General features: G+C 41.6%; 14 protein-coding genes. 10 read left to right on the top strand and 4 right to left on the bottom strand.

The features are described from left to right. Window positions 1-46: 46 nt before the first annotated feature. The 9 genes from lptC to mgtE all read left to right on the top strand — a co-directional run bounded on the left by lptC (window position 47) and on the right by mgtE (window position 6,952). Complete coding sequence (gene lptC / locus VXS03_RS12025) at window positions 47-610, top strand: LPS export ABC transporter periplasmic protein LptC (protein ID WP_327763972.1); 564 nt, start codon at window positions 47-49, stop codon at window positions 608-610. After that, window positions 591-1,097: a lipopolysaccharide transport periplasmic protein LptA gene (lptA, locus tag VXS03_RS12020; protein WP_327763971.1), complete on the top strand. Its 507-nt coding sequence runs from the start codon at window positions 591-593 to the stop codon at window positions 1,095-1,097. Before lptC ends, lptA begins: the two co-directional genes overlap by 20 nt. Before the next feature lie 9 nt (window positions 1,098-1,106). Then, window positions 1,107-1,832, top strand: coding sequence for an LPS export ABC transporter ATP-binding protein (lptB, locus tag VXS03_RS12015; RefSeq protein WP_080158344.1), 726 nt, complete (start codon window positions 1,107-1,109; stop codon window positions 1,830-1,832). A 63-nt stretch (window positions 1,833-1,895) separates the two neighbouring features. Further along, window positions 1,896-3,380 (top strand): RNA polymerase factor sigma-54, encoded by a 1,485-nt coding sequence (locus tag VXS03_RS12010; RefSeq protein ID WP_327763969.1) that lies wholly within the window; start codon window positions 1,896-1,898, stop codon window positions 3,378-3,380. Window positions 3,381-3,412: 32 nt separating this feature from the next. Further along, a complete protein-coding gene (hpf, locus tag VXS03_RS12005; RefSeq protein WP_087845578.1) occupies window positions 3,413-3,700 on the top strand; it encodes a ribosome hibernation promoting factor in 288 nt (95 codons plus the stop codon). 2 nt (window positions 3,701-3,702) lie between these two features. Next, the gene (ptsN, locus tag VXS03_RS12000; protein WP_327763967.1) at window positions 3,703-4,152 is read left to right on the top strand and encodes a PTS IIA-like nitrogen regulatory protein PtsN; all 450 of its coding nucleotides are present in this window, start codon (window positions 3,703-3,705) and stop codon (window positions 4,150-4,152) included. 36 nt (window positions 4,153-4,188) lie between these two features. Next, window positions 4,189-5,040, top strand: coding sequence for an RNase adapter RapZ (gene rapZ, locus VXS03_RS11995; RefSeq protein WP_327763966.1), 852 nt, complete (start codon window positions 4,189-4,191; stop codon window positions 5,038-5,040). Continuing rightward, the gene (locus tag VXS03_RS11990) at window positions 5,037-5,309 is read left to right on the top strand and encodes an HPr family phosphocarrier protein (RefSeq protein WP_327763965.1); all 273 of its coding nucleotides are present in this window, start codon (window positions 5,037-5,039) and stop codon (window positions 5,307-5,309) included. The genes rapZ and VXS03_RS11990 overlap by 4 nt, the downstream gene beginning before the upstream one ends. A gap of 281 nt (window positions 5,310-5,590) precedes the next feature. Continuing rightward, on the top strand, window positions 5,591-6,952 hold the full coding sequence (gene mgtE / locus VXS03_RS11985; protein ID WP_327763964.1) for a magnesium transporter: 1,362 nt from the start codon (window positions 5,591-5,593) through the stop codon (window positions 6,950-6,952). Between the two features lie 88 nt (window positions 6,953-7,040). Here the strand turns inward: mgtE and pmbA are convergent, their stop codons facing one another. Beyond that, on the bottom strand, window positions 7,041-8,384 hold the full coding sequence (gene pmbA / locus VXS03_RS11980; protein ID WP_327763963.1) for a metalloprotease PmbA: 1,344 nt from the start codon (window positions 8,382-8,384) through the stop codon (window positions 7,041-7,043). Window positions 8,385-8,498: 114 nt separating this feature from the next. On the opposite strand from pmbA, the gene yjgA reads away from it, so the two are divergent. Then, window positions 8,499-9,023, top strand: a complete 525-nt coding sequence (yjgA, locus tag VXS03_RS11975) for a ribosome biogenesis factor YjgA (RefSeq protein WP_080158352.1) — start codon at window positions 8,499-8,501, stop codon at window positions 9,021-9,023. A gap of 102 nt (window positions 9,024-9,125) precedes the next feature. Here the strand turns inward: yjgA and tldD are convergent, their stop codons facing one another. The 3 genes from tldD to VXS03_RS11960 form a co-directional block, all read right to left on the bottom strand. Beyond that, a complete protein-coding gene (gene tldD, locus VXS03_RS11970; RefSeq protein ID WP_327763961.1) occupies window positions 9,126-10,574 on the bottom strand; it encodes a metalloprotease TldD in 1,449 nt (482 codons plus the stop codon). Between the two features lie 14 nt (window positions 10,575-10,588). Then, complete coding sequence (locus VXS03_RS11965) at window positions 10,589-11,410, bottom strand: carbon-nitrogen hydrolase family protein (RefSeq protein ID WP_327763960.1); 822 nt, start codon at window positions 11,408-11,410, stop codon at window positions 10,589-10,591. 97 nt (window positions 11,411-11,507) lie between these two features. Next, entirely contained in the window at window positions 11,508-15,404 is a 3,897-nt protein-coding gene (locus tag VXS03_RS11960) for a YhdP family protein (protein WP_327763959.1), read from the bottom strand. Window positions 15,405-15,414 lie beyond the last annotated feature (10 nt).

Raw genomic sequence — 15,414 nt, 5'->3', positions numbered from 1 at the left:
TCTCTGAAATCATCGGTAACACCAAAGAAAATAAAGGCTTAAGTCTATGACTTTTAAAAAGCTATTCTATGTACTGTTAATGATTATATGTGCATGGCTCGGCTACTACCTACTTGAACAACATTGGAAACAAGATGTTCAAGTTAAACCTAATGACGAAAAACCGATGTTTATTGGTAATAAAGTCAGTAATACCAGCTTTGATTTGAAGGGAACCCGTCAATATCAAATTGATGCTGAACATCTTGAACACTTTAATGTTAGTGGCGAAACAATATTTACTCAACCCGTGTTGTGGGTATTTAAGCAAGGGCAAAATGCTGAATGGCGAGTCAGTGCCAATAATGCCAAACTAGAACAAGATAAAATCTTACACTTACAAGGTAATGTTCGTATTTTCAATTTATTACCTGATTCAGATGTTCAAGTTATTAAAACAGATAGTTTACGCCTAAATTTAGTCAATAAAGATTTTAGTACCGATGATCATGTCAGCATCAATGGTCCTGTTTTCCAAAATCAAGGCGATGGCATGAAAGGCAATATGAATCGTAATGTGGCAACTCTTCTAAAAAATGTAAAAGGTAGATATGAACCGACTAAAAATTAGTACTCTACTATGCTTGTTGTGTATCAGTGCACCAACATGGGCAATGAAAAGTGATACCAAGCAACCCATTTATATTGATTCAGACAGTCAACAAGTTGATATGCCGAATAATATTGTTACGTTTATTGGGAATGTGAAGTTACGCCAAGGAACGATTGATATTCGAGCGAATAAAGTGGTTGTGACGCGACCAAACTCAAAGTCGCAGCAACAGACAATCATGGCATATGGACAACCAGCAACATTCCATCAAGTGATGGACGATGGTAAACCTCTTGATGGCGAAGCGCTTAAAATGCGCTACGAAACAGCCTCTGAACGTCTAAAAATGACAGGTAAAGCAGAACTGAATCAAGATGGGAGTAATATTAAAGGTAATGTCATTACCTATAATATTCGTGACCAACGTTTGGTAGCAGAAAGCGGTAACCAAGAACGAGTTACTACCGTGATCTTACCAAGTCAATTAAACAATAATAAGAAATAAACATTATTTATGGCTATTCTAAAAGCTGAACACCTTGCAAAAAGTTACAACGGACGCAAAGTCGTTTCCGATGTAAGCCTTGAGGTTGAATCAGGAAAAATTGTTGGTTTACTTGGTCCCAATGGTGCCGGTAAAACCACCTCATTTTATATGATCGTTGGTCTAGTTGGCCGCGATGAAGGCACGATCACCATTGATGGTGAAGATATCAGCCTTCAACCGATGCACAATCGTTCACGAATGGGTATTGGTTACTTACCACAAGAGGCATCGATTTTTCGTCGCCTGACGGTTTATGACAACTTAATGGCTGTTTTAGAGACGCGTAAAGAGCTCACCAAAGAAGGCCGTCAAGATAAAGCCGAAGAACTGTTAGACGAGTTTAATATTCAACATATTCGCGATAGCTTAGGGCAAGCATTATCCGGTGGTGAACGACGCCGAGTTGAAATTGCACGTGCATTAGCAGCAAACCCTAAGTTTATTCTGCTTGATGAACCGTTTGCAGGTGTCGATCCAATTTCAGTTATTGATATCAAAAAGATCATTAAACATTTACGAGATCGTGGATTAGGGGTATTAATTACCGATCATAACGTTCGCGAAACATTGGATGTTTGTGAACACGCTTATATTGTAAGCCAAGGCCATCTGATCGCTAATGGTACTCCAGATCATGTACTCAACCATGAGCATGTTAAGCGGGTTTATCTCGGTGATCAGTTCCGTCTATAGCATTCACCATTGGCTATTGATTACAGATAATAACAACAATAACAATAAGGTGTATCAACGTTAATGAAAACTTCGCTCCAACTTAAGCTCGGTCAACAGTTAGCAATGACGCCTCAATTGCAGCAAGCTATTCGCTTGTTGCAACTCTCGACATTGGAACTCCAACAAGAGATCCAAGAAGCGCTTGATGGTAACCCTCTCCTAGAGCTCGATGAAACCAATGAAGCGGATGAAATAAACACTAACAATGAAACCTCAACCGCAGAAGCCAGCACCAATGACGCCAGTGAAAATCTCGACGATATAGAAAGCTTTGATACTGCTGAAGTACTTGAATCTCGTGAACTTCCCACCGAGCTTTCAGTTGATAGTACTTGGGATGATGTTTACAGCGCTGGCACAGGTAGCACGGGCATTGCTATTGATGATGATATTCCAATCTATCAAGGCGAAACCACTGAATCACTGCAAGATTATTTAATGTGGCAAGTGCATCTAACCCCATTTAGCGAAACGGATCTTGCGATCGCAACAGCGATCATTGATGCGGTTAATGACAAAGGCTACCTCAGTTGTACGACGACCGAAATTTTAGAAAATTTCGATGATGAAGAGCTTGAGATCGAGTTAGATGAAGTAGAAGCCGTACTTAAACGAGTACAACAGTTTGATCCTCTAGGCGTGGCTTCTCGTAATTTACAAGAATGCTTATTACTTCAACTCGCCACTTACCCAGCACAAACGCAATGGCTTGCCGAAGCTAGAATACTGCTGAGCGAACACATTAACTTATTAGGTAATCGCGATTATCGTCAACTGATGCGCGAAACAAAACTCAAAGAGCCTGAACTTAAAGCGGTAATGGCGCTTATTCATAGCTTAAACCCACGCCCAGGTAACTATGTCGTTTCAACGGAAACTGAATACGTTATTCCAGATGTATCGGTCTTTAAAGATAACGGTAAATGGGTAGTAAGCATTAATCCTGATAGTATTCCTCGAATCAAAGTCAATCAGCAATACGCCGCATTAAGTAATAACACTCGTAATAGTGCTGATGGTCAATTTATACGTACTCATCTTCAAGATGCCAAATGGCTAATTAAAAGCCTTGAAAGCCGCAATGAAACCTTGCTGAAAGTCGCTCGTTGTATCGTCGAACAACAACAAGATTTTTTTGAATTTGGCGAAGAAGCGATGAAGCCGATGGTTTTAAATGACATCGCACTCGCGGTTGAAATGCACGAATCCACCATATCTCGAGTTACTACGCAAAAATATATGCATACGCCTCGAGGTATTTTTGAATTGAAATACTTCTTCTCAAGTCATGTCAGTACGGATAATGGCGGTGAATGTTCATCGACAGCTATTCGCGCACTGGTGAAGAAACTTGTTGCTGCTGAAAATCAGGTTAAGCCCCTGAGTGACAGCAAAATTGCGACTTTATTGGCGGAACAAGGGATCATGGTAGCGCGACGAACTATCGCAAAATACCGTGAATCTTTGGGCATTCCGCCATCAAATCAGCGAAAATGTCTGATCTAAATCGGATCAGAACCAACAAAAGGAAGATGTCTATGCAAATCAATATTACCGGACACCATGTTGATGTAACCGATTCTTTACGAGAATATGTCAGTACCAAATTTGAAAAATTAGAGCGTTTCTTCGACAAAATCAATAACGTTCAAGTGATCTTAAATGTCGAAAAACTCCAACAAATTGCTGAAGCAACTCTGCATATTAATTCAGGAGAAATTCACGCTAAAGCTGATTCTGAAAATATGTATGCCGCGATTGACGAATTGACTGATAAACTGGTCCGTCAATTAAACAAACACAAAGATAAACTCAATAGTCACTAATCATGCAACTGAGTAACGTATTGAGCCTGGACTGCACCAAAAGTGCAGTCCCTTGCTCCAGTAAAAAACGCGCGCTTGAGCTCATCAGTGAGATCGCCGCAACACATCTTGATCAAAATCCGCAGCCATTATTTGAATGTATGCTCAGTCGTGAAAAATTGGGCACCACAGGTATTGGTAACGGAATAGCAATTCCTCACGGCCGAATAAGTAACAGTGATCATGCGATTGCAGTGCTTATTCAATGCCAAGAGCCGATCGATTTTGATGCTATCGATGGTCAACCCATTGATCTCTTATTTGCCCTTCTGGTACCAGAAGAACAATGTAAAGAGCATTTATCGACTCTTGCGAGCATGGCGGAAAAACTGGGTAATAAGAAAATTTGTAAACAGTTACGCAATGCAGCAACCGATCAAGAACTATATAACATACTGATTAATGAAGAATAAGTCAGCTTTCCCCCACACAAAAAAGGTAGCTAAACCATGAGGTTAATGGTTGTTAGCGGCCGTTCAGGTTCAGGTAAATCTGTTGCGCTTCGCGTACTAGAAGATTTAGGTTATTACTGTGTTGATAACCTTCCCGTACACCTACTGCCGCAATTTGTAAATGATATTGCCAATAACGAACAAGATATTGCGGTTAGCGTCGATATTCGTAATATGCCACCACATCAGGGTGAACTTGACGCTATTTTCAAAAATTTAGCCAGTGATGTTGATATCAATGTTATTTTCCTTGATGCCGATGACAAAGAACTGGTTAAACGCTTCAGTGAGACACGACGCTTACATCCTCTTTCGCGCAAAAATATGAGCCTAGAGCAAGCGATTCAATCAGAAGCTATATTACTTGGTGAACTCAAAGAACATGCTGACTTAGTGATTGATACCACAAAGTGCTCTATTCATGATTTAAGTGAAACCGTGCGAGCACGTGTTCTCGGTCGTGAATCTCGTGAGTTAGTGTTGGTTTTTGAATCTTTCGGTTTTAAACATGGTTTGCCTTCAGATGCAGACTATGTGTTTGATGTGCGTTTTTTACCAAACCCACACTGGGTGCCAGAACTTAAACCTCAAACAGGCCTTGATCAACCCGTCAAAGATTTTTTAGCCGCTCATGCTGAAGTGAATAAACTTAACTATCAACTACGAAATTTCCTTGAAACTTGGCTGCCGATGCTAGAAAAAAATAATCGCAGTTATGTCACTGTTGCTATTGGCTGTACAGGAGGCCAACATCGCTCAGTGTATATCGCTCAACAACTGGCTGATTATTTCACTCAACAAGGTCAACAAGTACAAGTGCGTCACCGTACTTTGGAAAATTTCAAATGACCATTAGCCGCGAATTATTTATTCGTAACCGTCTCGGGCTTCATGCTCGAGCGGCCATTAAACTGGTTGAGTTAGCGCAAAGCTTCTCAGCCATTGTCACTATCACTAATGGTGATAACAGCGCTACCGCTGACAGTGTTATGGGCTTATTGATGCTGGACTCAGCCCAAGGTCAAAAAATCTTAGTAACGGCCAAAGGCCGAGATGCAGAATCAGCATTAACGGCTATTACAAACTTAATTGAAGCAGGGTTTGACGAAGAAAATTAATCAGCCCGATTAGTAGCCATAAATTACACGGTTAAATCTTTTGTTATTGCAGATGTTAATTATATTTAACACGTGATACTTTGTCATTAACTACGCTTTTTCGCTGCCATTGGTTGATAAAAAGCATGAAATGTAGATATATCGCAATTATAATCATGCGTAATACCAATACTTCATCGGTTTATGCGCTAATTAAATCGTAATCAGCACAAGACAAATAGTCATTGATTACGTTAAAATTCAGCTTATTGCGCCATCAAATATAAGTGGGCCTAATACCTATGGCGGATGTATTAGAACAAGATCAAACCCATCACACACTTCAAGAAGTCAATAAAGCGCTCGAAAATGGCATGTTTGTTCATGTTCGCCGATTACTCCAAGATATGGAGCCGGAGGATATTGCTCACCTGTTAGAAGCCTCGCCACCGAAAGAACGTCAAGTCTTATGGCAATTGACCGATCCGGAAGAGCAAGGTGAGATCCTTGATGAACTATCTGAAGATGTAAAAGATGGCATCGTCTCGCAAATGGAACCAGAAAAACTGGCAGCCGTTACCGAGGGGATGGAAAGCGATGATGTCGCCTACGTACTTCGTAGCCTCTCAGATGAGCGTTACCAAGAAGTATTGGCACAAATGGATGCCACCGATCGTCATCGTATCGAAAAAGCACTCGCCTATCCGGAAGATACTGCCGGTGGCATGATGAGTACCGATTTCATCACCATACGAGGTGACGTAACCGCAGATGTGGTACTACGTTATTTACGTATGCGAGGTGAACTACCAGAAGCAACCGATGCTTTATATGTGGTCGATGAAGAGCAAATTCTTATTGGTCATTTGTCACTATCAACGCTTATCACCACTCAACCTGACATTGAAATTAAAGATGTGATGGAAGATGCGGATGAAGCGATTGCCGTCGATATGGCTGACAGTGAAATAGCCAATATATTTGAACGTCGAAATTGGTTGTCAGCACCTGTCGTTGATACCAATAATCATTTGTTAGGTCGTATCACTATCGATGACGTGGTTGACTTGATCCGTGAAGAAGCGGAACACTCAATGATGACCATGGCGGGTATGGATGATGACGAAGATACCTTTGCACCTGTATTAAAGTCAGCCAAAAGCCGCAGTATTTGGTTAGGGGTCAATGTACTTACAGCGTTAGCAGCAGCATCTGTATCCAATATGTTTGAACACACTTTACAACAGATGGCGACCGTTGCGGTATTAATGACGATTGTTCCCTCAATGGGTGGTGTGGCAGGTAACCAAACAGTGGCATTGGTTATTCGAGGCCTTGCTGTCGGTCATATCGGTGATACCAACACCCGTTGGCTACTGAGTAAAGAAGCCCGTGTCGGATTAATTAATGGCTTAGTATGGGCATTAATTATTGGCTTAGTGGTCTTTATTTGGAAAGGCAGTCTGGTACTTGGTGCAATTATGGCCGGTGCTATGCTAGCAAACTTATTTATTGCTGGTGTTGCTGGCGTATTGATTCCAATTGGGCTTAAAAAACTCAAGATTGATCCAGCACTGGCTGGCGGTATGGCACTAACAACCTGTACTGATATTGTTGGTTTAATGGTGTTCTTAGGTCTAGCGACCATTTTTATTACACCTTAATCAGTGATAATTGATTGATAAAAAAAGTCCAAATCAAGAGGTTGATTTGGACTTTTTTATTGCGCATAAATCACGCCATTAACAACGATTACTCACCCGCAATCTTCATCGAATCTAACAACATAGAACCCGTTAGAATCTGACTGCGTGTTTCAGTATCACTACCAATAGCAACAATATTTTGCATCATATCTTTAAGATTACCCGCGATGGTAATTTCAGAGACAGGGTATTGAATTTGACCATTCTCAACCCAGAAGCCCGCAGCACCACGAGAATAATCACCCGTAATAATGTTTACCCCTTGCCCCATCAATTCAGTGACTAGCAAACCGCGATCCATCTTTTTCAGCATTTGCTCAAAGCTTTCACCCGTTGATGAAACCAGCCAGTTATGAATACCACCAGCATGACCTGTTGGTTGCATTTTCATCTTGCGTGCAGCATAACTTGTCAGCAAATACGTTTGTAGTGCGCCACCTGTGATAATCTCACGATCATAAGTCGCTAAACCTTCACTATCGAACGGAGTACTTGCCATACCACGTAGAATATGAGGGCGCTCACTGATATTTAGCCACTCAGGGAAGATTTGCTCACCCAGTTTATCTAATAAAAATGATGATTTACGGTATAAGTTTGCACCACTAATTCCCATCACTAAGTGACCAAAAAGGCCCGTTGCAATATCAGCAGCAAACATCACAGGAGCTTCGCGAGTAGTCAGTTTTTGTGGATCAATTCGGCTGACGGTTCGTTCGGCTGCATGACGCCCAACACGCTCAGGCGTCCACATTTCTGACGCTAAACGTGAAGTTGTATAACTATAATCACGCTCCATATTGCCGTCTTTGCCTTCACTGATCACACAGCAACTAATGCTGTGACGGCTAGAGGCATAACTGGCTAACATACCATGGCTATTACCGTAAACTCGCACACCGTAATGACTGTCATAACTGGCACCATCGCTTTGTTTTACGCGAGGATCAAAGGCAAGCGCAGCTTCTTCTGCGGCAATTGCAATTGCTGCGGCGCGATCAGGTTCAGGCTCATCAGGATGAAATAAATCTAAATCCGGAATATTACGCGCCATCAATTCCGCAGGACCAGGACCTGCAAACGGATCTTCAGAAGTGTAATTTGCAATATCTAAAGCGGCGGCAACCGTTTGAGCAATAGCCGCTTCACTTAAATCAGAAGTTGATGCGCTACCTTTGCGGTGACCGCGATACACAGTAATGCCAAGTGCACCGTCACTATTAAATTCAACGTTTTCAACTTCGCACATACGAGTAGAAACACTGATACCTGTTGTTTTGTTAATGGCTACTTCGGCTGCATCAGCCTGTTTACCAGCAACTTCAAGCGCTTTTGCTACTGCGGCTTCAAGTTCAACACGCTGTTGAGCAACCTGTTCTCTTACGTCCATACAATCACTTAAGGTTAGGGTTTAGCTTATTAGTTATAGAATAATGTAATTTACGCCCAAAATCGTTATTAAACTGATAAAATAGAACTATTGATACAATGAGTGAGCCCATTTATGAGCCGTAAAAACAAAAAAGCCCCTTGGGATGAAGAAGAAGAAATCATCTGGGTAAGTAAATCCGAGATGAAACGCGACATGGAAGAGTTGCAGAAAATTGGCGAAGCGCTAGTTGAATTAACACCTAACGCTCTTGCGAAAGTGCCATTAGATGAAGAAATGATGGCCGCAATAAAAGACGCACAACGCTTTAGTAAAGAAGCGCGTCGTCGTCAGTTGCAGTTTATTGGTAAGCAGATGCGCCATATGGATCTTGAACCAATTCAAGCGGCACTCGACAAATTAAATAACAAGCACTCACAGCACACTGTAGCTCTTAAGAAACTTGAAATTAAACGTGATAAGTTAATTGAGAATGGTGACAGCATGCTAAATGCTATTATGGTTGATCATCCCGATGCTGATCGCCAACACCTACGCCAGTTAATGCGCCAAGCAACAAAAGAAAAGGCCCAAGAAAAACCGGGCAAAGCATACCGTGAGATTTTCCAATATCTAAAATCTCTCTACCTTGCAGATTAATCTCGTCGATTAAGATACTGATGAATAAAAAATGCCAGCATTTCTGCTGGCATTTTATTTTGCTGAAACACGCTTATTATAAATCCGTGTTGCAATAGAAACTTACTCAGTACCACCTACGGTCATTGAATCAATCTTCAGTGTTGGTTGACCAACGCCTACAGGCACGCTCTGACCCGCCTTACCACAAACACCAACCCCACGGTCAATATCAAGGTCATTACCGACCATAGACACTTGTTGCATCGCTTCAATACCACTGCCAATTAAGGTTGCACCTTTAATTGGGCGAGTAACTTTACCGTTCTCAATCAAATATGCTTCAGAAGCCGAGAACACAAACTTACCAGAAGTAATATCAACCTGACCACCACCAAAGTTTGGTGCGTAAATACCATTTTTCACACTGGCGATAATTTCTTCAGGTGTATGCTCACCTGGCAGCATATAAGTATTGGTCATACGTGGCATCGGTAAATGAGCATAAGATTCACGACGGCCATTACCTGTAGGAGCAACACCCATTAAACGCGCATTAAGCTTATCTTGCATATAGCCTTTTAGCTTACCACCTTCAACGAGTACATTATGTTGCGCTGGCGTACCTTCATCATCGATATTAATTGAGCCACGACGATCAACTAATGTACCGTCATCAACAATAGTACATAACGATGACGTCACTTGTTGGCCTATTTGCCCGGCAAACATTGATGAGCCTTTACGGTTAAAGTCACCTTCTAAACCGTGGCCTACAGCCTCATGCAACAACACGCCAGGCCAGCCAGCACCCAAGACAATCGGCATCGTTCCCGCAGGCGCAGCATCAGCTTCAAGATTCACTAATGCTTGACGAATAGCTTCATCAGCAAAGAAAATCGCTTGGCTTTTACCCGTGGCATCTTCTGTTAAAAATTGTTCATAACCATAACGACCGCCACCACCGGCACTACCACGTTCACGTTTATCGCCTTTCTCAACCAAAACCGTAATTGATAATCGTACTAATGGACGAATATCCGCCGCATAAGTGCCATCAAGCGCTGCAACTAAGACTTCTTCATAAACGCCATTAATACTGGCAGAGACTTCGGTCACTAACGGCTCTTTGGTGCGAATATAGCGATCAATTTCTTCAAGTAAGGCTATCTTTTGAAATTTATCAAAACTGCCCAATGGATTAATCGGAGAATAAATACCAGACGATGCCATTGGCGTGAATGTTTGTACTTTGCCATCACCACCTTGACGCACAATGCCACGTGCAGCTTTTGCACTTTGAGTTAATGCTAATAGATTAATTTGATCTGAATAAGCAAAGCCTGTTTTCTCACCCGCAACAGCACGAACACCGACACCACGATCAATATTAAACGAACCATCTTTGATGATACTGTCTTCTAAAACTAACGACTCATGCCAGCATGACTGAAAATATATATCAGCATAATCAACATCACGGGTAGCAATTAAGCCAAGAATATTATGCAATTCATCACGACCGAGACCTGATTGGTCTAGCATGGTACTTTCTACAGTGTTAAGGGTCATTAATTTGCTCTTAATTATTGAATATGACTGAACACCAATCGGGCATGATCAGCCACTGGCATATTGGTACGGATCTTATGTGCTAATTGTAAATCAACATTTGCCGTCAGAACACCCGTTCCTTGTTGTTGACACGCAACCACTTGACCCCAAGGATCAACAATCATTGAGTGCCCCCAGGTTTCTCGCGTTTCACTATGCTCACCCCACTGCGCTGCAGCTACAACCCAGCACTGGGTTTCAATGGCACGGGCTCGCACTAATACTTCCCAGTGAGCGCGTCCAGTTAACTTAGTGAACGCTGCCGGAATTACTATAATATCAGCACCTTGCTGACGTAATTGACTGTATAACTGTGGAAAGCGAATATCATAACAAATGGATAATCCTAGCTTGCCAAAAGGCGTATCAATGACTTTAATTTCATCGCCAGCTTTAAAAGTATCAGACTCACGGTAACTATGGTGTTTATCGGCAACATCTACATCAAACATGTGCATTTTATTATAGTGCGCATGTAACTTACCTTGATCATCAAATAAGATGGCAGTAGTCGTAATGCTACCATCGGCTTGAAGAATAGGCATGGAGCCAATCAGTAACCAAATACCTAATTGGTGAGAATATTGAGACAATTGCTGTTGTAACGGGCCATTACCGAGTGGTTCAGCCCAACGTTGATAATCGGTTTTGCTACCAAAAACGACACTATTTTCAGGAGTAACAACTAATTTAGCCCCTTGAAGTTGCAACCCTTGCATAAACTTTTTTAGCTGGCTCAGGTTACGCTCAGGATCAGTGCCTGAATTCATTTGTACTACACCAATTTTGGTCATGGCAATCTCCCTGAACTATTCTGAAACACATCAGATTTATCAAACGTCATAACGCTCGTGACAAGCACAACTTAAACTCGTTTGTGCTTAAAAGCACTTAGTCTTTAAAACTATTACTCTCTGGTATTTTATATTCACCTTCCAGACGAGAACGCTCGACAACCTTTGGCGATGCTATTGGCCCTGTGACTTGGTAATTCACTTGAGTAATAACATCTAATACAGGTGATAACACGGTTGATATTGCAAACACATACAATGCGACTTGTGGTGCCACTGCAAATGCAGTCATCACAGGTAATCCCGAGGTGAAATCAGGGATAAATTTAACGTTAGCATTGACCTTTTCATCAATCAGATTCACTTTACCGTTGATATACATATCACCCGCTAACGCCTGCATCTTAATATTATCGCTATCAAAAATACCGTCTTTAATGGTGCCATTACCACGAATATAATTAAAGGCTAAGCCATTATCAAATACCCCCGAAAAATCGAGTTTCATTTTTCGAATAATTGAATCTAGACTAAACAACCCTAATAGTCGTCCTGCACCACCGACACCACTGACGATACCTTTTCCAATGTCCGTCTTCACCGTACCATTTAATGTTGTACGATCAATACCCCAAGGCGTACCTTGCCAGTTAACTATGACATGCGTATTAAATGGCGCATTTTGTACACCACCAGAGATACCAAATCGATCAAGTAAATCGGTACTGTTAGTACCACTAATAACAGCATCAAGTTTAGTGTGATTCTGATGTTGACGTATACTCCAGTCACCAGAAGCCATTAATTTCACATTTCCCGATTGAATCTTAAGCTGCTGTAATTGTAGTTGCTTATTATGCTTACTTAAGGTCGCAGTGACCGATCCCAAGCGATAACCTTGTAACCAAGCATCAGCAATCGACAAATCTATCGCAGGAATGGCCGCCATAATACTGCTATCACTCGCAGTCGCCACAGTTGATTGCGGCTGTGCTGTTAATATTGGACTTAATAATTCAGCAGGAGGTTGCTGACTAAATTGAGGTAAATTAAGGTGTAATGACTTTAAAATCACATTTAATGGCTGGTTTTTTATCCATGAGATATAACCATTCGCTTCTTGTGACGCTAACTTAATTGACCACCCACGAGCATGCGTTGCAACAGTATCAACCTGATGCCAGTTAAGCCCACCTAAAGTTAATTGACCAATTTTAGCCATCACACGCGTCGGTAATGGTACTGAAAAAGCAGGGCTGTTCGTCGTCGATGTTGCCGATGTTCCCATCTCACTATCACGTAATCGTTTTGCTATAGCTAACCACTGATCGGCATTAAACTCACGGCTGTTAATCTGCACTAACTGCCCTTGGAGTGGTGAGGTTAATAATTTCTTAGCACCGATAGTAAGATTACTGGCGGTAATTTTAGGCACTGATGCCAGTAACGAAATCTGGCCTTGATAAGCAATATTTGGCAGATCAGCGTTAACCTTTAATTGATTTTTATCACCCTCAACCTTTACCGTAAGCGCTGATGCGGTATGTTTTCGTTGCTGTAATGGGTAAGGAAGCTGGCTACTAACATCAGTCAATGGCACCTTAACACCCACAGTATAATGAAAACCTTGAGGCTTAATATCAACCCCAACTAAACCTTGCCAATCACTACTACCACTTAGGTTATCTAATAACGTTGCGGGTAAATAATCGTGTAACTTAGCCAATTGCCATTGCCCACCGACATTAACATTAACTTTATAATCAGCCGATTTTTCAACGTTATCACCATCAAATCCAAAGGTGATCGGTTGTTGGTAAAGTATCCCTTTCAGCCCTTGTGCTTTTATCGCACTATTATTAAAAGTCAAACTACCAGTGACATTTTCAATCGCTAAATGAGGCGTCGTTAATGTAATCGGGTTATGGTTAAAATACACCTTACCATTAGCATCAACATTGCTACTATTAAACGGAATATCCAAATTAAGCTTGGCAGTAACAGGACCAGTCACATCAATAGCCGTCAGTGCACTACCAACAGAATTGGCTAAAGGACTCTTCAACATATATTGATGAACTTGAGGCCCTGTCGCAGCAAGATCTATTGCCAATTTAAGATGCCCATTAGGCGCTAAATCTGCCTTTCCAACTACTTTAGAGCTACTCGCACCTAGGGTCTTCACATGGTTAGCATCAAGGTACATTTTGTCATTTTCAAATAACAAATTAAGTTGAAGATCGCGCAGCAGAGGCCATTCAGGATCAAAACTAAACTTAGCCTGTGTTAACGGTACAAAAGCTTGAAAAACACCATCATGATGCTGGTAAGGAAAGGCATTAAGAGCGCCATACCATAAAATACGAGCAGATTTTACCTTTCCTCCTTTAATTGCGGTTGATAAATAATCAGTCAAGCTATCGCCTAAGGCTGGGCGAGGTAAATAACGCCAAGTTTGGCCCGCATCAACCACATTAGCTTCACCAAATAAAGATAACCATGGCGAACCTGTAGCTGGAATATCAATGCGAGCTTGTCCAGCAAAGGTTAAGTCAGGTGTAGCCACCGCAAGTTGATCACTCCATAACGTTGTTTGCTGTCCATTTCGATGCCAATACGCCTGCACTTGAGCTTGGTTAATTTTTAAAGGCTTAGCGAATACTTTTTCATAAGCAAAACTATCTGCCGCAACATCCAGTGTGATCTTCCCTTGCTGACCATTACCAGCAATAGCAGCATTTAAATGATTAATACCAGGAATCCATTGCCAGGGTTTAACACTTAATTGCTGCACCTTAAACGAAAAGCGTGGCACATTATTTGCTTCACCCGCAACGCGAATATGCGTCAATAATCCACTCGGTTTAAGATGTTGAACTGCATTTACTAGCTTATTGGTTGGTGGTAAAAAATTAATTAATGGTAATAATCGTTGCAGCGCAATATTACTTAATGCCAGTTTCCATTGTTTTAATTGGTCATGCTCACCAAAACGTAGTTGACCCGCAATATCAAACGTTGGCCATACGACATCATCGGTATAAATAACAAATTGTTCAGTATCAACACGCCATGTTCTTGAGCCATCAGCTAATCGAATTGGCCTTAATGCCACCAGCCCATGTTTAATTCTAACCTGATGTTGTTGATGACCAACTTGCCAATCAATAATACTATTATCAACTTTAGCTTTACCGGTTGTAATCTGACCGTTATTGAGGCTCAGCCACGCTTCAACCCCAATTTCGCTATTTGTAATATTTGCCACGCCAGCCAGTTGCTTATTCAGCCACGGTGTTACGGATACATGCTTACCTTTGACATACAAAGAACCAGATAAACTATCAAGCCCCCCTTGCTCTGAGATATTTGCTTTAACTGCAAGTTGCCCCAGATCGGTATTAGCAAAATTAATTGTCCCTTGCGCTAGATGGCGACCATCCACATTTGCCCAATCAAGTTGTTTAATATTTAGTTGTTGTTGAGCGCCGGATGGAGCAATAAAAGACACGGATGAATCAAGGAGTTGAAACTGGCCTAATCGCGTGAAAAACAATTGTTCCAAACGCTGAGCTAAACTGACATCGGCAACATGAGAGGATGATGACGCAGGTTTTATATGGGTAAGATCAAGAGCAACCTGACTTATCGCTACTTGTTTAAAAATGGGCCGTAGATGCAGTGCCGAATGCCAAATATCAAAATAAAATGAAACCTGACCAATATTAGCCAACGGTTGAGAGCCTGATTTAGCAGCAACGGTAACACCTGTTAATGTGACCGCAGGGCCGGCAGCCTGCCAACGTCCATCAATATGCGCTAATTGGAGAGAAATATCCGCCTGCTGTGATACCCAGTGGGTTATTGGCTGGCGGTAATCATTAAGATGAGGAAGCAGTAACCTTAGACTTGTGACTAATGATGCTAATAATAACGATATAATCACTATCAACCATAACCCACCACGTACAAGGCGTACGAGTATTTTCGGCACTATTACTTCC

This window comes from Photobacterium sp. S4TG1 (genome assembly GCF_036040035.1).
Lineage (GTDB): Bacteria > Pseudomonadota > Gammaproteobacteria > Enterobacterales > Vibrionaceae > Photobacterium.
This window is presented reverse-complemented; position numbering and strand designations above follow the sequence as displayed.

Excerpts from the sequence above, each read along its gene's own strand:
- VXS03_RS11965 (WP_327763960.1), bottom strand. The coding sequence starts at position 11,410 with ATGACCAAAATTGGTGTAGTACAAATGAATTCAGGCACTGATCCTGAG.
- ptsN (WP_327763967.1), top strand. The coding sequence starts at position 3,703 with ATGCAACTGAGTAACGTATTGAGCCTGGACTGCACCAAAAGTGCAGTC.
- pmbA (WP_327763963.1), bottom strand. The coding sequence starts at position 8,384 with ATGGACGTAAGAGAACAGGTTGCTCAACAGCGTGTTGAACTTGAAGCC.
- VXS03_RS12010 (WP_327763969.1), top strand. The coding sequence starts at position 1,896 with ATGAAAACTTCGCTCCAACTTAAGCTCGGTCAACAGTTAGCAATGACG.
- yjgA (WP_080158352.1), top strand. The coding sequence starts at position 8,499 with ATGAGCCGTAAAAACAAAAAAGCCCCTTGGGATGAAGAAGAAGAAATC.
- tldD (WP_327763961.1), bottom strand. The coding sequence starts at position 10,574 with ATGACCCTTAACACTGTAGAAAGTACCATGCTAGACCAATCAGGTCTC.
- hpf (WP_087845578.1), top strand. The coding sequence starts at position 3,413 with ATGCAAATCAATATTACCGGACACCATGTTGATGTAACCGATTCTTTA.
- rapZ (WP_327763966.1), top strand. The coding sequence starts at position 4,189 with ATGAGGTTAATGGTTGTTAGCGGCCGTTCAGGTTCAGGTAAATCTGTT.
- mgtE (WP_327763964.1), top strand. The coding sequence starts at position 5,591 with ATGGCGGATGTATTAGAACAAGATCAAACCCATCACACACTTCAAGAA.
- VXS03_RS11990 (WP_327763965.1), top strand. The coding sequence starts at position 5,037 with ATGACCATTAGCCGCGAATTATTTATTCGTAACCGTCTCGGGCTTCAT.
- lptC (WP_327763972.1), top strand. The coding sequence starts at position 47 with ATGACTTTTAAAAAGCTATTCTATGTACTGTTAATGATTATATGTGCA.
- lptB (WP_080158344.1), top strand. The coding sequence starts at position 1,107 with ATGGCTATTCTAAAAGCTGAACACCTTGCAAAAAGTTACAACGGACGC.
- lptA (WP_327763971.1), top strand. The coding sequence starts at position 591 with ATGAACCGACTAAAAATTAGTACTCTACTATGCTTGTTGTGTATCAGT.